Below are 21552 nucleotides of genomic sequence, written 5' to 3'. Positions count from 1 at the left end.
CGGCGGCGTAGCGTGGAGCCAAGCTCGACGCCGTCTTTTACGACTTGTTATTTCAGGCTAAGGATTTTTTGCGCCTGTGATCGGTCAAACTTTCAGCCGATAGGGCTCCGACCGACCCATGACGAGGCGAATGACGAAGCCGATGATCAGCAGCGGAATCAAAACGAGCAGCGCGACCTTCAGCACGACGAATCCCAGCGACATGAAAGCCATCAGCACGCCGAACACGGCGCCAAGGAGCCCGAGCACGACGGCGAAGAGAATGAGAAACGGCAGCCCGATGAGAAAGAGGACGAGCAGGATCGGGAGCGCGACGATGCCCAGAACGGCGATGACGGGCAGGCCGATGACGGCGAGCAGAATTCCGATCGGAACCAGGACGACGAGCGCGAGCGCTCCGAAGAACAACGCGCGAACGAAGCCGAACATGGTGACTGCTCCTGAAGAACCGCGGTGGACCGGTGGACCGGTGGACCGGTGAACCCTACTCGGGTTCGAAGTCGTTGCCGCTAGCGGTCGGCGGCGGATTCGGCGGCGACGCGTTGGGTTTCGAGTCTCCGCCGTTGCCGCCCCTGAACCAGCGGGCGATGCGCGGCGCGATGGCGAACACAAGCCAGATCGGGAGGACGATGAAGATCGCGATCTTGAGCACCGCGAAGCTGAGCGTCAGCACGAAGCTCACGAGCCCCATGAACGCACCGCCGGCCATCACCACGAGGAAAACCGGCAGCCCGAACACGAAGAACATCAGCAGAACGGGCAGCGCGAGAACGAGCAGGATGAGCAGCAGCGGCAACCCGATCGCCTTGAGCACGAACGCGATCGGAATCAGCACGCCGAGCCAGCCGAGCTTGAAGACCCAGCGAATTGCCGCGATGCGCAGCAACAGCCACTTGATCGCCGACCACATTGTCGTCTGGCCTCGGGATGTTGGACGGAAGACCGTACGAGGAGGTGGCGGGGTTGGTTTCTGAAGGGGTGGACAGGTGGACGGGTGGACCGGGAACTACCGAGTTCTCAGAGCTGAGGCCTCAGCAGTCTGCCGTCCACCCGTCCACCCGTCCACCGTCCACCCGTCCACCCTCCACCCGCCCACCGTCATCCCAATTCAGTCGCCGCGACCAACTTCCCCACGAAAAATTCGCCGAATTCCGCGTACTTCGCGCTGACCTCGTCAAACCGCATGTCGGTGACGAGCTTCTTGAAGTCGAGCGGGTCCTTGGCGAAGAGCGTGACGCCCCACTCCCACGCGTCGAATCCGATCGCGCCGGTGATGATCTGAAGGATGCGTCCCGCATAGCGGCGGCCGGTTTGGCCGTGAGCCTGCATTAGGCGGCTGCGCTCGTCCAGCGTGAGCATGTACCAGTTCTGCCCGGACTCGCGGCGCTTGGTCATCGGGTAGAAGCAGACATAGGGCATATCCGGCGGGATCGCCGGATAGAGACGCCGAGTGACGTGCGGGTTCTCGCGCTCCTGTGCGACCCGAGCCGCCAGCTGCTTCGCCGCGTCGGCCGCGTCGGCCGGAGCACCATCGGCGGCACGCTGGGCCGCCTCGCGGGCAAGCTGCGCCGTGAGGTGATAGAGCCCGGCCTCGGTCACGCTCAGGAAGGTGTAATCGAGCGTGAGACCGTGGTCGGTTGCCCAACACTTGGTCTGTCTGCCGACTTCCCCGATGTCATCGAGGGATTCCCGAAGGTGAACGGCGAGCAGGTCGTGCTTGCTGCCGATGAGGCGCGCGTAGGCACTCCAGCCATGATCCGCTCGCGAGACGGCGGGCAGAGTCCGTGTCGAATCGCCTCGGGCGTCGCCGTCTGAAACGTGCGCGCCCGCGTCATGCGTAAAAACCTGATGCAGTGCGTACCAGCCCTCTAGGGTCTCAGGAGGCTGGACCGCCGTGCCTGACTGTAACGACATGAACGAAAGTTAAGCCAAAACTAGAGTCCCCCGATACTCAAGATCGGCATTCCATTTGCCTTCGAGGATAGCATGACGGATCGAATCGAGGGACGCGACCAAACAGTCCGGGTGCTGGGCGCCGACAAGCGTCGGCGTCAGTTGCGGGCACTGCTGCTCTCGGCAGCCGACGCCGCCCGCCAGACGCGCCGCGGAGGGCCGCTGACGATGACGCGCGCCGAGGGTCGGGCCGTCCGAGATCGGATTTCGAAACTGCTGAGCGCCGCGAGCTAAACGCGGCGCTTTTTGCTTTTCGGGGATCCGACCCTCGGGCCACCACCCGCGCCTTGCTGCGCCCTTCAGCGCCGCAGCGACTTAACTCGGATTTCGGCCGTCTCGGTTTCCGTCAGTCTCGGATTTCGTCAGTCTCGGATTTCGGCCGTCTCGGTTTCCGTCTCGGTTTTCGGCAGTTTCGCCGTTTCGGTTTTCGGCAGTTTCGGCCTTCGGCAGTTTCGGTGTTCGGCAGTTTCGGCGTCCGGCCGTCTCGGTATTCGGGCCCCTACCGCCTTCGCTCTCGAAACTGATCCGGGCTCGCGAAGGACCGATGCACGCCACGGGCTTTCTCGAGATACCGCCTCAACACGTCCGCGTCGCACTCCTTCCAGTCGTCCGGAATCGGCGCTAGCCGCCGGCGATCGACGCCCCGCTCGAAACACAAGAACGTCGCCGGAATGCCGCCGCCATCGTTTTCGGCGGGAGGATTCACGACGGAGTAGACCTCCCACTCCAGGCCCTTCGCGTCGGTAAAGCGGCGAACGAAGCGCTGCTCTTCGTCGCCGCCGCCGATCGAGAACTTTGGGAGCACTCGGTATCCCCAGGTCTGAGCACGAGTCACAATTGTTATGCACGCTCAGTGCCGCCGCAAATGTACTTTTTGCTAAGAAACCGACGCTCGTTGGGGATTCCAGGTGTGGGTCTCGGCTCTGGCCTCGCGCAACCAGGCCAACAGAGCGTCGTACATCACGAATCCGTGGCGAATCTGTTCATGGTCTTCCCTGAACAAGCGGGAAAGCCCCAATGAAATCGCCAGGACGCCGGCGCACTGAGGCGCCAGATCGAGCCTCGCCGTGTCCGCGCCGCGAACGATGACGGCCAGGTCCCGAAGCGCTGGGTCGGACTCGAGCCGGTACTTCGCCAGCAGCGCGTCGAAGCTGCACAGCGGACCGTCGTGCGTCAGCTCGACTCCTTCGACGTCGAACGGGATGGCGCCCGTCGTCTCGGCGACCGCGCGCACTTGCGCGGGCGGCACGAACAAGAACTCCGGATCCTCGTCGATGAATCGCGCGATGAGCCACGGACATGCCACGCGATCGATCTTGGGCCGTTCTCGAGTGACCCACTTCATGTAGCACCTCCTCGCCGGCGTGACGAGTAGAAGAGATAGAGATCTTCGAAAACCCTGAAGCCGCGCTCGAGACGCTCCTCGTCGGTCGTCGTGCCGTCGGCGATGCCACGGAGTACGCCGAGCACGCCAGGCGTTTCCGGACGCGCGAACTTCTCGTCCTTGCAGTCGATGTCGTGCACGACCTCGCCGATGGCAAAGAGCCCGGGTTCGTCGAGGCCGAAGCGGCGGAGCAACGTCTGGTACGTGCAGTCTTCGCCGACGTGCGTGTATTCCGCACCGACCATGTCGAATCGCACTTCGTTCGCGAGGGGCTTGTAGCCGCGCGGCGACACGAATTTGAACCGTGCCTTCGGGTCGATCGACCGGCGAATCAGCCAGGCACTCGCGATCCGATCGACGAACACGCCTTGCCGTGTGACCCAGGTGCGACCGGGCTCGATCGTCTCGGTCGAGTCGGCCGCGTCGGCGTCGGCGGGCCCGGAGCCAGCGCTCTCGATCATGGCGTGGAGCTCCTCATCTGAAATGCCCTCGACGAACGACGCCTCGGCGATGATCGCCGTGCCGCCCTGGGCAACGATTTCCTCGCGCAGCCACTGAAAATCCTCCAGCGCCTCGTCGGTGTTGGGCAGGACGTAGACGGTGTTCTTGACCAGCGCGGCGCCGAGCCCCTTGAGGCGCCGGCGCACCTTGACGCGCATGTAGTCCGGCTTTGGCGGCAGCTGGTGAAGAAAGAGAAGCCATGCGGATGTGTCCCTCATTCGACACGTGGTGAGGGAGCGCGGCCGCCGCTGGCGGCGTCGCGAGCGCGAAGATACGTTAGAAGCTTCATTGATTCAATTGAATCACCGCGAGACGCAAATGCAACCCACCCCGGACTTATCCGCCGAGCGGGCGACTGAATGCCGTGCGCGCGTCTTGCTATCTATACACGACGCGGGATGAGGTGGACCGGTTCGCGGATGCCCTGCGTTCGATTGCCGTGAGCCCCACGTGAACGCAAATCGCCCGAGGATATCATGAGCATTTCAACGAGCAGCCGGATCACGCGCGCACTCGCCGCCGTTCTGAGCATGGGAATCGTCGTCGCGCCGACCGTCTCCGCGCAGCAGCCGTCGAATCAGTGGTCGGGCGCCGAGAGCGCGTTCGGACGCAAAGGTGTTCCGCAGCCGGCCGATGTGATGCGCTTCAATTTTCCGCGTAGCGACCTCACGGTTCGCATCGGCGACGTGACGCTCAAGCCGGCGTTGGCGCTCGGCAGCTGGGTCGCATTCTTGCCCACGGGACCCGGCAAGGCGCTGGCGATGGGCGACCTCGTGTTGCTCGACAACGAAGTCGGACCCGTGATGGCCGCGCTGCAGGCCGAAGGCATCGAGCAGACCGCGGTACACAACCACCTGCTTAGTGAGTCGCCGCACATCACCTACATGCATGTAATGGCCGAGGGTGATCCGGCGAAGATTGCCGCCGCCGTTCATGCCGCGCTGGCGAAGAGCGCGACACCGATCGGGGCCGCGCCGCCGGGCGGCGCACCCGCGGCCGAGTTGGACACGGGGGCAATCGCGAAGGCGCTGGGCGTGTCGGGACGGCTCAACGGAAACGTCTATCAGGTCAGCGTGCCGCGCAGCGAGACGATCATGGAGATGGGACACTCGCTGCCGCCGTCGATGGGAGTGGCGACGGCGATCAACTTTCAGCCGACCGGCGCCGGCAAGGCGGCGATCACCGGCGATTTCGTGCTGCGCGGGAGCGAGGTGAACCCGGTGATTCGGGCGTTCAAGAAAAACGGAATCGATGCGACCGCGCTCCACAGCCACCTGATCGACTCGGACCCCCAGCTCTACTTCATGCATTTTTGGGCGAACGACGACGCGCTCAAGTTGGCGCGCGGCCTTCGCGAAGCGCTCGACCAGACGAAGTCGAAGCCCTGAGCGCCGAATTAGCCGGGCTCGCTTACCGGCACTCGGGCGGTCTCCGGCGGATGGTACTTCGGATGTCGCGACGTCCAGCGGAATCGGAACGCGGTCGCGACGAGAATCACCGCGCCGCACGCCATGATCCCGACCTTCTCTCCGTCCCAGATGTCGACGTTGGAGTTGTCGAGATTCTGGTCGGTGAACACGCCGTGGATGATGAGGAGTGTCGCGAACACGTACGTCAAATAGTGCAGCGGCTTCCATCGCTGGCGTCCGATCTCGGCACGGTAAATCGACGTCACGACGGTGAACGCGAGCAGATACAGCGCGATCGCGCCGAGCATGTTGATCGTCGGCTGCTCGGGAGATTGCACGGGCCATAGAACATCGAACAAGCGGAAGCGCGGCTTTTCAATAAAGAGCAGCGGAATCGGGTGCAACACCGACAGGCCAAGCCCGACGTAGGCCGTCCAGTTGTGCAGTTTGAGAACGTTCATGCGGCGGTGCGGCCAGCGCTTCCACGTGTTGTAGCGGGCCCCCATGAGGAGGCCCAACAACACGTTGAAGCTCAACAGATAGACCGCGGCCAACCCGAGGTAGGTCGTGAAGTCCTTCGCGTCCATGCCGGGGCGATTAGTGGGCCGCGGCGGGCACTGCCAGCGCTTCTATCGCGCGGCGCAAGCTCGGGAAGATTCCCTCGATTTGCTCGACCGAGACCACGCCGATCGACAACCGGAACCAGCCGTGGTCGCCCTGTGCACCGAAGGCGTTGAACGGCACGCCGGCGAATCCGGCGGCGCGCAGCAAGTACTGGCGCACGTCGTCGTCGGTGTGGAGAACGGTTCCCTCGGGCGTCTGCATGCCGTGCAGCGCGAAGCGCGCGCTCACGTAGATCGCGCCCTGCGGCCGCACGCAATCCACCGGCAACCCGTCGTCGCGCATGGCGACCATTCCGTTGTAGACGGCATCGAGGCGGGCCGTCACGTCGGTCCGCATGGTGTCGATGAACCGGTCCACGGCTGCGTCATTGCCGAGGAACTTGGCGGTTGCGACCTGCTCGGGGCGCGGCGCCCACGCGCCGACGTGGCCGATGATGTCGTTCATCGGACGAATGATGTCCGGCGACGCGATCGCCCAACCCACACGCAGTCCGGTGGACGCGAACGCCTTGGAGATCGCGTCGACGGTAACGACGTACGGCGCGATCTCGGGTCGCAGGGAGACCGGGTCGACGTGCTCGAACCCCTGCGTGGTGAGCATCCAGTAGACCGCGTCGTACATCACGTAGAGAGGACGTTCGCGATCGCCGCGGCGCGCATTTTCCTCGAGCACGAGGTCGCAGACGTCGGAGAGCGTCGCGGCGTCGTACAGCGTGCCGGTCGGGTTGAGGGGCGAGTTGAGGGCCAGCAATCGCGCGCCGCGGACCACCGGGCGCAGCATCTTCGCCGTCGGCAGGAACCGCGTGCCGGCGTCGCACTCGATCATGACCGGCTCGGCGCCGACGATCGTGCAGTAGTAGTCGTTGTTCCACTGCGGCACCCCGAACACGACCTTGTCGCCGGCGTCGACGAGCGCGCGATAGACCGCATAGATCGCCGGGCGCGCGCCGGACGTGATGAGCACGGACTCCAGCGGGAAGTCGAGACCGAGGCGCTTCTTATAGAAGGCCCGTACGGCTTGGCGGAGGGACTCGAGCCCGATCGAGGGCGGGTAGGTCGATTCGCCGGCGCGCAGCGCGTCGACGACGCCGTCCTCGAGCTCGCGCGGAATCGGGAACTGTTTGGAGTTGAAGTCGCCGACCGTGAGGTCGAGGATCGGCCGCCCTTGTTTGACCAGTTCGCGGACTTCGCCCGCAATGCGGAGGATCGCCGACCCACGCAGGGTTTGGGCGAGAGTGGAGACGCGAGAAGGCATCTGGATAGCGCCGCCGGCGGTGTTAGGGTCTAGGAACTTCTGTCATGAAGCTGAGGGCGAGCCGCAAAATAGGGAAGTCCTCGACCGAAGCCGATACGATGTAACTTTCTGTTTTCCTCGCCTTCCCTTCGCAGGAGCGTACGCGGTGACGCCGTGGGTCCTTCGACTCATCGTTGCGAACATCATTGTCTTCTTCCTGGAGTACGTCGGCGGCGTCGGACGCCATCTGGCGTTTGTTCCGGCGGAGTTCCTCCAGTACCCCTGGACCGTCATCACGTACATGTTCGTGCACCAGGGGGTCATGCACATTCTGTTCAACATGATCTCGCTGTACTTCTTCGGCCCGCGGGTCGAAGAGCGGCTCGGCGCCCGCCGATTTCTGACCCTTTACTTCTTGAGCGGGATCGCGGGCGCCCTGTTGTCGGCGATCTTCGCGCCGAGAGTTGGGATCGTCGGCGCGTCCGGCGCGGTGTTCGGCGTGATGATCGCGTTCGCGCATTTCTGGCCGGATGTGCAGATCTACATCTTCGGCGTCTTGCCGCTCACGGCCCGGGTGGCCGTGATCCTCATGGCCCTCCTGGCGCTGTACAGCGGCGTTCAGGGATCGCGCACCGGCGTCGCCGACTTCGCGCACCTTGGCGGCTTCGTGGCCGGTTGGCTCTACGTGAAGTGGTTCGACATGAGCCTCGGCGCCAAACGCTTTCGAGCGAAGGCCAAGCCGACTGTCGCCAAGGACCAGCTGATCAACTGGAAGCGCGTCGACCCCAAATCCGTGCATGAAGTCAACCGCGACGAAGTGAACCGCATTCTCGACAAGATCAGCGCTAAGGGTCTCAACAGCCTGACCGCCGAGGAGCGGCTCTTCTTGTCCAACTTCGTGCCGCCGGATGACCGGGTCCCTCCACCGACGTAGCCTCAGTCGGCGCGGAGAGCGATCGCGGGATCGACGCGCGCGGCACGCCGCGCGGGAAGCGACGCCGCCACGAGGCTCGTCACGACGAGGATCAACGAGACGCCAATGAGCGTCAGCGGATCGTTCGGCGCGACGTTGAACAGGAGCTTCGTCATGAGCCGAGTCGAAAAGACGGCCACGACGAGTCCGACCGCCAGGCCGGCAACCGCCAGCCCCAGGCCGCGCCTTACGACGAGCCACCGCACTTCCGACATCTGTGCGCCGAGCGCCACTCGAATGCCCATTTCGCGCGTGCGACTGCGCGTGATGTGCGAGAGCACTCCGTAGACGCCGACCACGGCGAGCACGAGCCCGACGAGGGCGAACGCGAGCAGCATCGTCGTGAGAAAGCGGATCCGCGCAAGCGAAGCTACTCGGAGATCGTCCATCGGCTTCGCGTCGACCAGCGCGAGTGAGGGATCGAGGTCGTGCACCACGCCGCGCAACGACGCTGTCAGGTTCGTCGGGTTGCCGTCGGTACGAAGCAGCACGAAGGTCGAATAGGGCGGCTCCTGCGACGCGGCGTTGAACACTTCGATTCGAGGCGCGACGTCGAGCGCGTCGACGTGCTCGTTGGCCACGACGCCGATGATGGTGTACCAGGTCGACTTGTCCGTCGGCGCTTTCTCGAGCGCCATGCGCTGGCCAACCGGGTTCTGTCCGCGGAAATACGACCTGGCCAGCGCTTCGTTGATCAAGACCACCGGAGCACTGCCGACGCGATCGGTCTCGTCGAACATGCGCCCGCTGACCAGGCGACCTTTCATCGTCTTGAAGTACGAGGCGGTGAGCGTCCGGTGGGCGATCTCCGTCCCGTAGTCGTTGGCGGCGCGGCCGTAGGCGATGAAGTCGCTCGTGTAGGCGGGGCCCATGAACGGAATGCCGGTCGCGAGCGCTGCGTTCGTGACGCCTGGAATGGCGCGAGCACGAATCTCGAGCTGCGACATGAACGCCTGGACCTTCGTGACGGTGTCGTATGAACGGTTGAGTGAAATCTGCGCGGTGAGCACGCCGTTCGAATCAAAGCCCGGATCGACGTTGCGGATTTGCCAGAAGCTTCTCACGATGAGCCCAGCGGCGGCCGTCATCAACAATGCGAGTGCCACTTCGCCGACGACGAGCGCTTCGCCCCAGCGCTTCGCGCGCACTCCCTGCCCCGCGCCACGCCCGCCGTCCTTGAGCGAGTCGGCGGGATTGCGGCGTCGCATCCATAGGGCCGGAGCGACGCCGAAGATCAGACCACTCACGACGGTGATCGCCAACACGTAGCCGAGCACCGCGCCATCGATGCCGAATTCGTGCACGCGCAGCATTCCGTCCGGCTGAAGCCGCACGAGCGCGCGTGTACCAGCCCAACCGAGGAGCAATCCAACGACGCCGCCGACGAGGGACAACATCAAGCTCTCGGCGAGCGCCTGGCGAACGAGCCGCCCTCGTCCGGCGCCGAGTGCGAGACGCAGGGCCGCTTCGCGCTCCCTGCCCGCGGCTTGCACGAGCAGGAGGTTGCCGACGTTCGCGCAGGCAATGAGCAGCAAAAAGGCGACGGACGTCAGTAAGAGCAGCAGCGGGAGTCGCGTGTCGCCGACAAGAAAAGTTTGCAACGGCAGAATCAGCGCGCCCATGTACTTGTTCGTCGCCGGGTAATCGCGTTTCAGCCGCGCGACGACGCTTTGCAGCTGCGCGTCGGCCGATTCGACTGAGACGCCCGGCTTGAGCCGTGCGACTGCTCGGACCCAATGCGCCCGGCGGAAAGGGTCCGCACCGCGCGACTGGGGATCCCACGCGATGGACCGCCACATATCCGCATTGTCGTATGGAAACGCGAATGTCGGGGGCATGACACCGACGACCTGGTAGTCGCGTCCGTCCAAGGTGAGCGACTTTCCGATGATCGACGAGTCGCCACCGAAGCGCGTGCGCCAACTGCGATCGCTGAGAACGGCAACCGCCGCGGGGCGCCAGGTTTCATCGTCGGTGAAGGTGCGGCCGAGCTCCGCGTGCGCACCCATGACTGAAAAGAAATTCCCCATCGCGTACACGACCTGCATCGGCTGCGGATCGCCCCGGCCGGTGAGCGTCGAGGTGGCCAGGAAGGCCGAGTACGCCGTGACGTCCTGAAACGCGGGAACGCCCGCGCGCCAGTCGAGCACGTTGGCCGGCGCGGCATCCTGGAGGTGCCAATGCTTTTCCGGATTCTCCTCGGTGATCATCATGAGGCGATCCGGGTCGGGAAACGGCAGTGGCTGCAGCACCACGGCGTTCACGGCTGAAAAGATCGCGACGTTGGCGCCGATCCCCAACGCCAACGTGACGACGGCGGCGAGGCCGAGGGCGGGCGTCCGGCGGAGCGCGCGCAAGGCGAAGCGCGAATCGGACGCTGCGTCCTCGAGCCAGCGCAGGGGGCGCACATCACGGTGCTCTTCGCGCACGCGCTGCACGCCGCCGAAGTGCGCAAGCGCACGTCGGCGCGCTTCGTCCGGGCTCATCCCGAGCTTGATGTTCTTCTCGGTCTCGAGCTCGATGTGGAATCGGATCTCGTCGGCGAGGGATCGGTCAGCCGCCGACTGACGGGTCGCGCGAAGGCGAGCGCGGAGTGCGTGAAAGAAGCTCATCTATGGGTGGCGTCAGCGATATCGTCAGGACGATTTGAGGATCAGCTCGACCGCGCCCACATAGCGTCGCCAGTTGTCGGTTTCGGACCCGACCGCTCGGCGCCCGGACGACGTGAGCCGGTAATACTTGGCGCGCCGGTTGTTCTCGGTCGTGCGCCACTCGCTGTCGATCCATCCGCGCTGCTCGAGCCGTTGGAGGGCCGGATAGAGCGAGCCCTGGTTGACGTCGAGCACTCCGCGCGAGAACTGCTGGATTCGCGCGCTGATGCCCCACCCGTGCATGGGCTCGAGGTTCAGCGTCTTGAGGATGAGCAGGTCGAGCGTGCCGCGAAGCACGTCAGATTGGTCGGCCGCCACCGTCGGATCTCTTCTGTCGGGTTTCTACAGAGGATACGCGCGGTACTGTCGGAATTCAACAGGAGCGTGGCGGGCAGGCTCTGTTGATGGATCGAGACCCCGTTTCGCGGGCTGACGGAACTGCTCCGCCGCAGAGACGCAGAGGACGCGGAGGCGCGCAGAGGAGTGCCCGGGCGAATAGGCTCCGCTCGCAACGAGCCGGGATTTTTTTGGGAAGCCGCTCTGGGACTCCGTGCGTTCGCCTTTTGAGGCCCTCGTGAGGACGTTGCTCCCGGGGCGACAGTCCACCAAAAACATGGCTCGTTGCGCGACTGAGCCACTCGTTACGGCTGTCCTCTGCGCCCCTCTGCGACCTCTGCGTCTCTGCGGTGGATAGTTGCTGTTACGCCGCCCGAGCAACGCGAGACGGCCCGCCGGTGCGATGCACCGGCGGGCCGTTTACCGTTCGCCAATTAGAGTGCGGGCGCTAGTTACGGCGTCCCGGCGGGGTTCGCGAGCGCGACGCTCGCCTGACCCTTGGTCTCGATCACGAACACGGCGCGGCGATTGAGCTCGGCGCCCGGCTGGTCGCCCCACGCCTTCGGCGTGACGAGGCGGGTCTTGCCATAGCCGACGGTCTCGATCAGCGCGGGGGACATGCCCTGCGAAGCGAGGTAGTCAGCGACGGCCTTCGCGCGACGCTCCGAAAGAACGAGGTTGTAGCGGACGGAGCCCGCGGGATCCGCGAAGCCCTCGACGGTCACTTTCGAATTCGGATAGTACTGCTGTACGACGTGGGCGAAGCGCGTCAGCGACGGCTGGTCGTCCGAACGAATGGTCGCGTCGTTGAACGCGAAGTTCACCGGCATGTCGAAGTGCAAACCGTCTTGCATCGCCGTGATCTTGGCGTTGAAATCATTGCGCATCGACTGCAGGTCGGTCTTCAGCTGCTGCACGTCCCCCTGCACGAGCCCGAGCTGCTGGCGAAGGGCGCTGTCCGTCGACGCACGCTGCGACGCTTCAGCGTCGAGCGCGGCTTTCTGCTGAGCCGATGCCTGAGCGAGGGCGTCGGCGTTCTGCTGCTGGGCGCGCTTGAGGGCGCCGGTCGTGGCGCAACCGCTCAACAAGGCGATAGTTCCGACCCAAGCAAGTCCGGTGTGAAGGCGCATCTGCACGATCTCCTGTGGTATTGTTGGCAAACGGGTGACTCGCAGACGGCAATTCGCAAGAACCGGGCACTACATTGGTGACCACGGTCACAGCCGAAAACCATGTCCGTCCAGCGTTTAGCATTCTTAGAATAAAGCGTTGCACCGCGCAAGGCATTGGCGCCACGCAAACTCGGTGATCTTCCTCACCCCACGCGCGCGAGAGGCGCGGATGTGTGGCGCCCGTCACAAAAAACCCAACCCTCGCACCGCAAACGATGTCCAAAGGGCCGACCGCGAGCGCCGCGACGCTCGCCGCGATCCACCCGCCTTCCCTCCATCGGCCGAGAATGGATGCAAAGCCGCCAGCTCTGGCAGTCGTTTCGCCGTGACCTGACCGTCGCGCTGCGCCAAGCTCGCAAGGACCGGACGATCACCGTCGTCGCGTTGGCCACGTTCGCACTCGGCATCGGCGCGAATGCCGCGATGTTCAGCGTCGTGCGAAGCGTCTTGCTCCGCCCTTTGCCGTACGCGCAGCCCGAGCGTCTCGCCGCGATCTGGCCGACGCGCACCATCTCGAACGCTGAGTTGCTGTACATGCAGCGGCAAGCGAAGGCGTTCGAGTCGGTGGCCGCGTTCAGCCCTGGGTGGGGAATCGCGATGACCGGCGCTGGCGAACCGCGACAACTCGACGCCGCGCGCGTGTCGACGAACTTCTTCGACGTGCTGGGCGTTCGCCCGTTGCTCGGGCGAGGATTCGCGTCGGAGGAATCGTCGAGTGGCCGATGGAACGTCGCCGTGTTGAGCCACGCCCTCTGGCTCTCGCAGTTCGGCGGTGACAGCGCGGTGTTGGGCCGGGTCGTCGACATGGATGGCCAGCCGGTCCGAATCGTCGGCGTGATGCCGGCAAATTTCGAGATGTTTCAAGCGAGCGTCGACGCGTGGCTCCCGCTGCAGATCGACCCAGCGTCGCCGTTCTACACGGGCGCGACCGCGTTGGGTTTCGGCAGGCTGCGCCGAGGTGCCACGACGTCGCAGGCGACGCGTGAGTTCGCGACGTTGGCGCCGCGGATGCGCGTCGCGTTCAACTACACTGACGACTATGCGCGCGGCGCCACGGTGGTCGACTTGCACGAGAGCCTCGTCGGCGGCGTCCGGCGCACGATCTTGGTGTTGTACGCCGCCGTGGCGATTCTCGGCTTGATCGCCGTCGTCAACGTCGGGAATCTGCTCCTCGCCCACGCGGCAGGCCGGCGCCGCGAGATGGCGGTGCGCCGCGCGCTCGGCGCGGCGAAATCGGCGATCGTGCGCCAATTGTTGGTGCAGAGCGTGGTGCTCGCCGTTGCCGGCGGCGTCATCGGGGCAACGGTTGGCGTCGTGGGCACACAGGCGTTGCGGACATTTCTCGCCACCTCGCTGCCGCGCATGGGCGAGATTCACCTAGACCTCGTCGTCGCCGCCGCGACGGCCATCGCCACGGTGATCGCCGGCATCACGTTCGGCATCGGGCCCGCGCTCGTCGCGTCGGGCGTCGATCCGGACGGCGTACTTCGGGCCAGCGCTCTGGACGCGGGCGGTAATCGCGCCGCGCGAATCCGACAGACATTGGTCGTGGTGCAAGTTTCGCTCGCCACGGTGCTCGTCGTGGCAGCGTCGCTCATGGTGGTGTCACTGTGGCGACTCGGACGCGTGGATCTTGGATTCGACCCCAGTCGCGTCGCCACCATGCTGATTCAGCCCTCGAGCGGGCAGGTGCGAGCAGCCGACGCAACGAACTATTTCGACGAGCTCGCGCGCCGCATCGCGGCGCTCCCGGACGTCGAACGGGTCGGTGCAGCCCAACATCTGCCGCTGAGCGGGTTCAATTGGTTGGCCGATCTTGAAATCGAGGGTCAGCCGATCGCCCCGACGTCGGCGCATCCGCGCGTCATTTGGCGATCGGTGATCGGCGACTACTTCGGCGCCATGCGGATTCCACTCGTGCGCGGGCGTCTTTTCCTGCCGGCCGACACGCGCAACGGCCCAGCGGTGGTCGTCGTGAACGCAGCGATGGCGCGGCGCTATTGGCCCGGGCGCGACCCTATCGGCGAGCGGATCAAGCTCGGCAACGGCTCGCGCGGCGAGTGGGCGACCATCGTCGGCATCGTCGGCGACGTGCGCTCGCAGTCAGCCGACTCACCGGCTCCGGCGGAAGCGTATCGGCCGAACGCCCAACAACCGCTCGTCTTCATGCACTACGTGATCCGAACGCGAGGCAATCCGCTCGGCGCCATGGCACGGGTGCGCGCCGCCGTTCGCTCGCTCGACCAAACGGTGCCAATCGCGCAGGTGCGTTCGCTCGAGGAGATCGCCTCGACGTCGTCGGTCACGCGCCGCACGATCGCCCGTCTGCTCGCCGGCTTTGCCGGACTTGGCCTGTTCCTCGGCGCGGTCGGGATTTACGGGGTCATCGCCTACAGCGTGCGACGACGCACTCGAGAGCTGGGGATTCGCTCCGCTCTCGGCGCGGTTGAATCACGTCTCACGGCGATGGTGCTCGGCGAGGGCCTGCGAATGTCGTCGGCCGGAATCGCTCTTGGCGTCGTACTGGCGGCGCTGGCGACTCGCCCGATGCGCGCGCTGCTGTTCGGCGTCACGGCGCTCGACCCGCTGGTCTACGTGGGCGTCGCGCTCACGCTCGCCGGCGTCGCCATCGCGGCGTCGCTGGCGCCGGCACGGCGAGCCGCACGCGTCGACCCGATCATCGCCCTTCGCTCGGAATGAACGTCCGGCAGGTCACGACTTCGCCGAGGCGAGATACTGCGCGTATCCCGCTTCGATACTCGCGACCTGCCGCGCCTGAAAGCGCCAGAGAAGCACCGAACTCACAAGTGCGAGGACGCCCAGAACGATCATGGCGACGATGAAGATGAGGGCGCAGCCGAGCAGAATCCCGAGGACCGCCAGGCGACGCAGGTCCCGATAGGGTGCCAGTAGTCGCTGCTTGGCCGCATACAGGACGTCAGGGTCGTAAGAGCCGGCAGCTTTCAGGGCTGCCCCGACGGCGAGTGAATCGATCGCGCTGAACGGATTGCGTCTTCTCCCCACTGGCGGCGTCTCGGCCACGCTGGCTCCCTGAGTTCGCGGACTCTCCCTCGTTTGCATTGCGTAGCGGAACGCTCAAAGGCGCCAAACGCGGGAAGCCGCCATTCGTGCTCGCGAGCTTCGGGTGCCCTTCGTAGCTTCACGGCTGTCCTCTCGTCCGACGGGGGCGATGGAACTTCAGGAGCAGCTGCAGGCCGCATTGGGGGGCGCGTACACCGTGCAGCGGGAGCTGACGCGCGGCGGCATGTCGCGCGTCTTCCTGGCGACCGAAACGGCCCTCGATCGCGCCGTCGTGATCAAGGTGATCTCGCCAGAGTTGGCTGCCGGCGTGTCGGCGAGCCGCTTTGCGCGCGAAATCCGCGTCGCTGCTTCGTTGCAGCAGGCGAACATCGTTCCCTTGCTCTCCGCCGGAGAATCATCGGGGCTTCCCTACTACACGATGCCGTTCGTCGCCGGCCTGTCGCTGCGCGACCGGCTCAACAAGGTCGGCTCGCTCGCGATCCCCGAAGCACTGAGCGTCCTTCGGGACGTCGCACGCGCGCTGGCCTACGCGCACGAGCGCGGCGTCGTGCACCGCGACATCAAGCCTGACAACGTGCTCCTGTCGGGAGGCGCGGCCGTCGTCACGGATTTCGGGATCGCCAAAGCGCTCACCGCGGCACGTACCGGAGCGCACGACACGACGATCACTCAAGTGGGATCGGGAGTGGGTACCCCGGCCTACATGGCGCCAGAGCAGGCGGCCGGCGATCCGAACCTCGATCATCGCGCCGACGTGTACGCGTTCGGTTGTTTGGCGTACGAGCTGCTCGCCGGCGAGACGCCGTTTCACGGCCGGCCGATGCACCAGATGATGACGGCGCACTTTGCCGAGCCGGCGCCGGCGGTGAACGCGCGGCGCGGCGACACGCCTCGGGGTCTCGCGAGCCTCGTCGCGCAATGTTTGGAAAAAGACCCCGCCAATCGGCCGCAGTCCGGCGCGGAGCTTGTGTTGCGCCTCGAGGATGTCACGACGACGCCCGCGGCTCCGGTCAGCGCAAGCGTGCCGAAGATCGGGCGTCGCTCAATCGTGGCCGCTGGGGCGGGCGGCGCGCTTGCCTTGATCGCCATCGCGGCATTTGCGGCTTCCCGCATGCGCGGGACTACGAACGACGCGGGCTCGGCGCAAACGCTGGCCGTCCTTCCGTTCACGAACATCGGCGGCGACTCGGCGCAGGAATACTTCGCCGATGGTTTGACGGACGAAGTGGCGACGGCGCTCGGCAAGGTGTCGGGGATTCAGATTGCCGCTCGGTCGTCCGCCTACCGGTACAAGGGCATTCGCGACGTCGACGTCCAACAGGTTGGCCACGCTCTCGGCGCGGGCTACATCGTACAGGGCACCGTTCGCCGCGAGGGTGACAGCATTCGCGTCGCGACACAGGTGACGCGGTCGGGCGACAAGAAGGAGGTCTGGGAGGACACGAAGACAGGCGATGCACACAATGTCTTCGCGCTCGAAGACGCGGTGATCAAGTCGATCAAGGCCGGACTCGCGTCGCGACTCGGATCGAACCTGGCGACCGGCGGGAGCGTCGCGGCGGTGTCGCAGGCCGGCGGCAGCCAAGGGACTTCCAACGCGGAGGCACACAACGCCTACATGCGCGCCCGCTTTTTCGTGCTGACGCGCCGATCGGTGGCCGAAGCAGTGAACCTTTTTCAGAAGGCGATCGACGGGGATTCAAGCTATGCGCGCGCCTACGCGGGCTTGGCCGAGACCCTCGAATACCTGCCCTACTACAACGGCGCCGCAGCGGCAGATCTCCGCCCGCGCGTCGAGGCGGCGGCCAGGCGCGCACTCGCGCTCGACAGCACGCAATCTCAGGCTCACGTGGCGCTCGCCATGATGCACGCGCACGCGTGGGAGTGGGATGCCGCCGGCGACGAATTTCGGCGGGCGCTCGCTCTCGATCCGACGGACGCCTCGGCCCACACCCAGTACGCGAGATATCTCATCTCGGTCGGCCGGCCCCAGGATGCGCTCACGCAGCTGCGCACCGCGCAACAGCTCGACCCGGTGTCCGGCGTCGCGCCCGCATGGATGATTGACGCCCAGCTTCTGTTGGGTCGCGTCGACGAGGCGATCGCGCAGGGCAAGGCGACGTACGAGATCGATTCGACTCTGGTGCCCTCGATCGAACTGTCCGCGCTGGCATACGCCGCGGCGAAGCGCTACGACGAGGCGATCCGGCGAGAACGCCATTTTCGAGCATTCGCTCCGCCGATGTCGGCCAACCTCGCTTTCGTGCTGGGCCAAGCGGGCATGCGCGATTCAGCGTTGGCCATGGCTCGCGAGTTGGAGGCACGTCCCAGAACGGGTTCGAGCGAGATCGTCATCGCGTACGCCTACCTCGGGATCAAGGATACCGCGCGAGCGCTCGACGGCCTCGAGCGCTCGACGGCCCTCCGCGGGATCTGGCCCTCGTATATGTCGCTGTGCTCTTTCCAATACGATCCGTTGCGCTCGAGTCCTCGATTCGCGGCGCTCGTTCGCCGCGTGGGACTCGACGAGCGGAAATTCACATCACCGCAAGCATGCAGGGTCCCGCCCAGCTGAACATCTGAGCGCCGAAGGGCACAACGGCTGCCAACCGTCAGCCTCTTGCGTCGATCTTCACGCCTTCTCGAAACGCCGGGAGGGCCGTCAGGTCGACGTTTTGCATCCCTCCGAGGTGCAGCTCGCGGAGCTTCGGAAGTCTCGTCAGCGCTCCGACTCCCACATTGGTAATTCCAGGAATCGCGGCCAGATCGATCGACTCGAGTGACTCGATCTCCGAGAGGTATCGCGGCGTGAGATCCGTCGCGCGCGTGTAGCTCGCGAAATACTTCTTGAGATGTGGAAGATTGGTGATGTGCGACGTCGCCGTGTCACCCGTGTCGCGGCAGTACATGAGGACCAACGACTCGAGCTCCGTGCAACGCCCGATGTGGCGATAGCCGTCGTCCGGCACGTCCATCGGCATGAGCTCGCGGAGCGCCGGGAACCGCGGCAGCGCGGAGAGCCCGGCGTCGTCGACGTTCTTGCAACTCACCGACAGCGACCGAAGTGTCGGAATGTCGGCCAACGCGGAAAAGCCGCGCGAACGCAGGTTGTGACAGCGGCGGCCCCAGATATACTCGATTGACCGCGACCGGCTCAGCGCGACGAAGCCGTCGTCTCCCGCGTCGGTGTCTTGGCACATGAGAAAGCGCAGCCGCGGCATGCGAGCGATGTACGACATGGAGTCGTCTTTCGCATCGAAGGCCAGGAATCCGAGATTCGGCAACGACACGAGCGGTTCGAGCCCGGCTGACGTGATGGCGAGATGGCTGTCGTCGACATTCAGACCAAAGAGTCCGTCCAAACCGGCCAGGGAGGCGAGACCGCGATCCGTGAAGGTTCCGCGGAGAAAGAGCATGTTCGGCGCCGCGTCGGCCGACGTCAGCCCGAGGACGACCTCACCGTCCTGCCACGTCTTGAACACGGGATATTCGTGAAGGGCGCGAATCCCTTCGTCGGTCACGTGATCGCCGCTTCTGAAATGCGTGAGCGTCTCCTTGCCGGCGAGCGCGCGAAGCGCGCCGTCACCCGTCGGCGTCCACGCGAGGTCGACGCGCTCGAGCCGCTCGTTCTTCGCGAGTTGCTTGGCGCCCGCGTCGGTCACGGCCGTTCGCCACAAGCCGACCTTCTCGAGATTCGGAAGTTTCGAGATCACCTCCATCGCGTGATCGGTGATCGGACACCCGCCGAGGTCGAGCTCGCGCAACTCGCTCATGCGCGCGAGATGCGCGACGCCGGCGTCGGTGAGCTGTTTCGACCCGCCGAGTTTGAGAACGGTGACGTGCTCGAGGCGCGAGACGCGCTCGAGAACATCGTCGGTCATCTGGCCGTTCGCGTCGAGCCCGGGCAATCCGCGGCTCTTGACCGTCGCGATGGCGACGTCCCAATCGCGGGTCCGTTCGAGCGGCGGCGGCAGCTCTTCGTTGGGCTTCGAGAGTACGTGGAAGGGCGCGGCCGCTTTTGGATGGGAGTCGGCGGCGTGATCGATCGTGTACTCGATCAGCCCGATCCACGTCGTGAATCCATTGTCGCGCGCGATGAGCCAGCGCGCGTCGTCGAGCGTTATCGGAACGTCGGCGCCTTCGACGACGGGCGGCCGTCCGAGGTCGAGCTGCACGTACCGCCGCATCGCCTCCCACGACCGACGATGCCACGTGTCGGCCCAATGCCGCTCCATCGCCTCGGGCGCGCCGGTGCGATAGGCGTCGAGGAGATTGGCGGCCATGCGATGCCAGCGTTCGACGGCGGATCGAGCCGGCGGAGTCGACGCGCGCCGCAGCATCGCCGCAAGCTCGAACATCCCGAGACGCTCGGCTCTGTCCGCGGCGGTCATGCCGTCTTCGTTGGCAGGTGACGGATCGGCGCCGTTCGCGATCAGCAGCGTCGCGATGGCCGTCGCGCGCGACTCGTCGTCCGGCGGAAGCCACATCAGCGGTGTGTGGCCGCCGCCCGGCGCCCGGGCCCGATCGGGATCCTCGGCCAACAGCTCGCGAAGCCGTTCGGTCTTGCCGGCGTAGGTCAACTCCCAGACGTCGCGACTGTACCTGCTCAAGAGATCGATCATCTCCTGGTGCTGCGAGTACACGGCGGCGCCCAGCGGCGTGTTGCTCCAGTTGGATTCGACCGGGTCGATCTCGGCGCCGCGCGCGATCAGCAGACGCGCCACGTCGAGCGAGTTCGCGTACGCGGCGTGGTGCAGCGCGCGCTCTTTTTCTTTGTTCTCGACGTCGGGCGACACGCCGAGGTCGAGGAGGAGCACCGCGACGTCGGCGCGGTTTCGCGTCGCGGCCGCGGCGAGTGGTTCGGGTGCGCGACGCAACTCCGGAGCTCGGTCGAGCTGAGCGCGAACCGCCTCCCGATCCAACCGCATCGCCGCCGCCACGAGCGCCTCGACGGGCGAGAGACGCACCTCGGTGCGCGGCGCGCCGTAGCGCACGAGGAGCTCGGCCATCTCGGTCTGACCGCGGCGCACGGCTTCCTCGTACAGAGTGCCTTGCGGAAGCGTCTTGGCCGCGGCCGGCGCGGCGTTGGGATTCGCTCCGTGCGAAAGGCACCACGCCGCCAGCTCGAGATCGTCGTTCTTCTCGGCGATCCACAGATGCCAGCGCGCGCCGGAGCCATATCCGCCCTGCGCGAGCATCATCCACTCGGGATCGTCCCAATCGGCGGCGCGGCCGCGCCGAAGGGAGTACTCGTGCATCAGCTTCAGGTACCACAACACGTTTCCGTGAAAATGGATGTTGTAGACGACCTGTCCGTTGTAGTTGCCGGGCGACGACGCGAACTCGGCGCCGTGGTCCATGAGCAGGCGCACGAGCTCGTCGCGTCTCGAGTGCGGCGGGCGGTCCTCCTCGCCTTCTCCGATCGCACCGACGAGCGGCGTGTAGCGGCTGTCGCCCGCCATGAAGTACTCGTTCGGGTCCGCGCCGTTGTCGAGCAGCGCGCGGGCGATTGCCACCGCGTTTTCGTCGACGGTGGCGAGCGGCAGGCGTGTGAAGCACAGATAGAGAAGCGGCGTCCAACCTTTCGGGCCCCAGTCCTTCAGCAGAAGGTCGCGGCTGCGCCCCGCCCCGCTGCGCCGCGTTCCCTCCGGCACGTCGCGCAGGCGCGCGAGCTCCGGCCGCTGGTCCAAGTCACGCCGGACCCCCGCGAGGTCGCCGCAGACCACCTTCGTATAGAAACTTGCATGCGCGATCTCGGGGTACCGCGCGAGCAGACGCAGCGCGGTACCGCGGGCCCGCACATGGTCCGGCCCGCCGCGCACGTGATGGTCCGGACATGCGTTGTCGAGGAACCGGGCGACCAGCTCGTCGGTGACGGCATCGGGTGGGCCGACGCCGGCGAAATGTTCTTTGAGCGCGGTCCAACCCGGAAATCCGAGCTCGCGCGCAAGCGCGTGCTGGATGGTGCGCAGCGTTGGAGTGGTCGAGACGTTGGGCAACGCGTTCGCAAGTCGCGCGCGTGCGTCGTCGACGTCGTCACGAAGCGCCCTGAGCCAGCGCTTCGCCTCCCTCTTGAGGCTCTCGAGGGAGTCCGTGGGCGCAATACGCCTGGACATGATCCTCCTCCCGTAGACGCCTGAAGTCCGCTGAGTACAGGCCGGAAGAAGGTTCGAGCGATGAGCGAACGAACCAGTTGGGTGGGATTGCTCCCTTGCCGCGGACAGGAGGCGCCCCAGCGCGCGCTGACCGAAGACTGCCGCGATCGAGCAACCGT

18 protein-coding genes are annotated in these 21552 nt (G+C 65.7%); 5 read left to right on the top strand and 13 right to left on the bottom strand.

What is annotated here, in order from left to right; all coding sequences use genetic code 11:
- Positions 1-84: 84 nt before the first annotated feature.
- The 3 genes from VGQ44_01375 to VGQ44_01365 form a co-directional block, all read right to left on the bottom strand.
- Positions 85-429 (bottom strand): hypothetical protein, encoded by a 345-nt coding sequence (locus VGQ44_01375; protein HEV8445431.1) that lies wholly within the window; start codon positions 427-429, stop codon positions 85-87.
- Between the two features lie 55 nt (positions 430-484).
- Positions 485-910: a hypothetical protein gene (locus tag VGQ44_01370; protein ID HEV8445430.1), complete on the bottom strand. Its 426-nt coding sequence runs from the start codon at positions 908-910 to the stop codon at positions 485-487.
- A 188-nt stretch (positions 911-1098) separates the two neighbouring features.
- Complete coding sequence (locus VGQ44_01365) at positions 1099-1914, bottom strand: chlorite dismutase family protein (GenBank protein ID HEV8445429.1); 816 nt, start codon at positions 1912-1914, stop codon at positions 1099-1101.
- Positions 1915-1986: 72 nt separating this feature from the next.
- Between VGQ44_01365 and VGQ44_01360 the strand changes: the two genes are divergently transcribed.
- Positions 1987-2187, top strand: coding sequence for a hypothetical protein (locus VGQ44_01360; protein HEV8445428.1), 201 nt, complete (start codon positions 1987-1989; stop codon positions 2185-2187).
- A 265-nt stretch (positions 2188-2452) separates the two neighbouring features.
- Here the strand turns inward: VGQ44_01360 and VGQ44_01355 are convergent, their stop codons facing one another.
- From VGQ44_01355 to VGQ44_01345, 3 genes are all read right to left on the bottom strand, one after another.
- A complete protein-coding gene (locus VGQ44_01355) occupies positions 2453-2758 on the bottom strand; it encodes a hypothetical protein (protein HEV8445427.1) in 306 nt (101 codons plus the stop codon).
- A 72-nt stretch (positions 2759-2830) separates the two neighbouring features.
- A complete protein-coding gene (locus tag VGQ44_01350; GenBank protein HEV8445426.1) occupies positions 2831-3298 on the bottom strand; it encodes a chromate resistance protein ChrB domain-containing protein in 468 nt (155 codons plus the stop codon).
- Positions 3295-4056 (bottom strand): chromate resistance protein ChrB domain-containing protein, encoded by a 762-nt coding sequence (locus VGQ44_01345; protein HEV8445425.1) that lies wholly within the window; start codon positions 4054-4056, stop codon positions 3295-3297. The genes VGQ44_01350 and VGQ44_01345 overlap by 4 nt, the downstream gene beginning before the upstream one ends.
- Positions 4057-4314: 258 nt before the next feature.
- Between VGQ44_01345 and VGQ44_01340 the strand changes: the two genes are divergently transcribed.
- Positions 4315-5226 (top strand): DUF1259 domain-containing protein, encoded by a 912-nt coding sequence (locus tag VGQ44_01340; protein HEV8445424.1) that lies wholly within the window; start codon positions 4315-4317, stop codon positions 5224-5226.
- 8 nt (positions 5227-5234) lie between these two features.
- Here the strand turns inward: VGQ44_01340 and VGQ44_01335 are convergent, their stop codons facing one another.
- Positions 5235-5834, bottom strand: a complete 600-nt coding sequence (locus VGQ44_01335) for a ferric reductase-like transmembrane domain-containing protein (GenBank protein HEV8445423.1) — start codon at positions 5832-5834, stop codon at positions 5235-5237.
- A gap of 10 nt (positions 5835-5844) precedes the next feature.
- The gene (locus VGQ44_01330) at positions 5845-7125 is read right to left on the bottom strand and encodes an aminotransferase class I/II-fold pyridoxal phosphate-dependent enzyme (protein ID HEV8445422.1); all 1281 of its coding nucleotides are present in this window, start codon (positions 7123-7125) and stop codon (positions 5845-5847) included.
- A 145-nt stretch (positions 7126-7270) separates the two neighbouring features.
- On the opposite strand from VGQ44_01330, the gene VGQ44_01325 reads away from it, so the two are divergent.
- Positions 7271-8038, top strand: a complete 768-nt coding sequence (locus VGQ44_01325; GenBank protein HEV8445421.1) for a rhomboid family intramembrane serine protease — start codon at positions 7271-7273, stop codon at positions 8036-8038.
- A gap of 2 nt (positions 8039-8040) precedes the next feature.
- Here the strand turns inward: VGQ44_01325 and VGQ44_01320 are convergent, their stop codons facing one another.
- The 3 genes from VGQ44_01320 to VGQ44_01310 all read right to left on the bottom strand — a co-directional run bounded on the left by VGQ44_01320 (position 8041) and on the right by VGQ44_01310 (position 12194).
- Positions 8041-10689, bottom strand: coding sequence for an ABC transporter permease (locus VGQ44_01320; protein ID HEV8445420.1), 2649 nt, complete (start codon positions 10687-10689; stop codon positions 8041-8043).
- 24 nt (positions 10690-10713) lie between these two features.
- Positions 10714-11046: a PadR family transcriptional regulator gene (locus tag VGQ44_01315; GenBank protein ID HEV8445419.1), complete on the bottom strand. Its 333-nt coding sequence runs from the start codon at positions 11044-11046 to the stop codon at positions 10714-10716.
- Positions 11047-11516: 470 nt separating this feature from the next.
- The gene (locus VGQ44_01310; protein HEV8445418.1) at positions 11517-12194 is read right to left on the bottom strand and encodes an OmpA family protein; all 678 of its coding nucleotides are present in this window, start codon (positions 12192-12194) and stop codon (positions 11517-11519) included.
- A gap of 333 nt (positions 12195-12527) precedes the next feature.
- Between VGQ44_01310 and VGQ44_01305 the strand changes: the two genes are divergently transcribed.
- Positions 12528-14936, top strand: coding sequence for an ABC transporter permease (locus VGQ44_01305; protein ID HEV8445417.1), 2409 nt, complete (start codon positions 12528-12530; stop codon positions 14934-14936).
- Positions 14937-14948: 12 nt separating this feature from the next.
- On the opposite strand, the gene VGQ44_01300 is transcribed toward VGQ44_01305, so the two are convergent.
- Positions 14949-15278, bottom strand: coding sequence for a hypothetical protein (locus tag VGQ44_01300; protein HEV8445416.1), 330 nt, complete (start codon positions 15276-15278; stop codon positions 14949-14951).
- A gap of 148 nt (positions 15279-15426) precedes the next feature.
- On the opposite strand from VGQ44_01300, the gene VGQ44_01295 reads away from it, so the two are divergent.
- The gene (locus tag VGQ44_01295) at positions 15427-17853 is read left to right on the top strand and encodes a protein kinase (GenBank protein ID HEV8445415.1); all 2427 of its coding nucleotides are present in this window, start codon (positions 15427-15429) and stop codon (positions 17851-17853) included.
- 37 nt (positions 17854-17890) lie between these two features.
- Here the strand turns inward: VGQ44_01295 and VGQ44_01290 are convergent, their stop codons facing one another.
- Positions 17891-21394, bottom strand: a complete 3504-nt coding sequence (locus tag VGQ44_01290; protein ID HEV8445414.1) for an ankyrin repeat domain-containing protein — start codon at positions 21392-21394, stop codon at positions 17891-17893.
- Positions 21395-21552: the final 158 nt, after the last annotated feature.

The organism is Gemmatimonadaceae bacterium (genome assembly GCA_036003045.1).
Taxonomy (GTDB): domain Bacteria; phylum Gemmatimonadota; class Gemmatimonadetes; order Gemmatimonadales; family Gemmatimonadaceae; genus JAQBQB01.
Note: the sequence above shows the minus strand (reverse complement) of the source record. Positions and strands in the feature narration are given on the sequence as shown.

Bases quoted from the DNA above. Each gene is read 5' to 3' on its own strand.
- VGQ44_01310 (HEV8445418.1), bottom strand. From the start codon at position 12,194: ATGCGCCTTCACACCGGACTTGCTTGGGTCGGAACTATCGCCTTGTTG.
- VGQ44_01340 (HEV8445424.1), top strand. From the start codon at position 4,315: ATGAGCATTTCAACGAGCAGCCGGATCACGCGCGCACTCGCCGCCGTT.
- VGQ44_01320 (HEV8445420.1), bottom strand. From the start codon at position 10,689: ATGAGCTTCTTTCACGCACTCCGCGCTCGCCTTCGCGCGACCCGTCAG.
- VGQ44_01295 (HEV8445415.1), top strand. From the start codon at position 15,427: ATGGAACTTCAGGAGCAGCTGCAGGCCGCATTGGGGGGCGCGTACACC.
- VGQ44_01335 (HEV8445423.1), bottom strand. From the start codon at position 5,834: ATGGACGCGAAGGACTTCACGACCTACCTCGGGTTGGCCGCGGTCTAT.
- VGQ44_01330 (HEV8445422.1), bottom strand. From the start codon at position 7,125: ATGCCTTCTCGCGTCTCCACTCTCGCCCAAACCCTGCGTGGGTCGGCG.
- VGQ44_01345 (HEV8445425.1), bottom strand. From the start codon at position 4,056: ATGAGGGACACATCCGCATGGCTTCTCTTTCTTCACCAGCTGCCGCCA.
- VGQ44_01290 (HEV8445414.1), bottom strand. From the start codon at position 21,394: ATGTCCAGGCGTATTGCGCCCACGGACTCCCTCGAGAGCCTCAAGAGG.
- VGQ44_01305 (HEV8445417.1), top strand. From the start codon at position 12,528: ATGCAAAGCCGCCAGCTCTGGCAGTCGTTTCGCCGTGACCTGACCGTC.
- VGQ44_01365 (HEV8445429.1), bottom strand. From the start codon at position 1,914: ATGTCGTTACAGTCAGGCACGGCGGTCCAGCCTCCTGAGACCCTAGAG.
- VGQ44_01375 (HEV8445431.1), bottom strand. From the start codon at position 429: ATGTTCGGCTTCGTTCGCGCGTTGTTCTTCGGAGCGCTCGCGCTCGTC.
- VGQ44_01350 (HEV8445426.1), bottom strand. From the start codon at position 3,298: ATGAAGTGGGTCACTCGAGAACGGCCCAAGATCGATCGCGTGGCATGT.
- VGQ44_01360 (HEV8445428.1), top strand. From the start codon at position 1,987: ATGACGGATCGAATCGAGGGACGCGACCAAACAGTCCGGGTGCTGGGC.
- VGQ44_01370 (HEV8445430.1), bottom strand. From the start codon at position 910: ATGTGGTCGGCGATCAAGTGGCTGTTGCTGCGCATCGCGGCAATTCGC.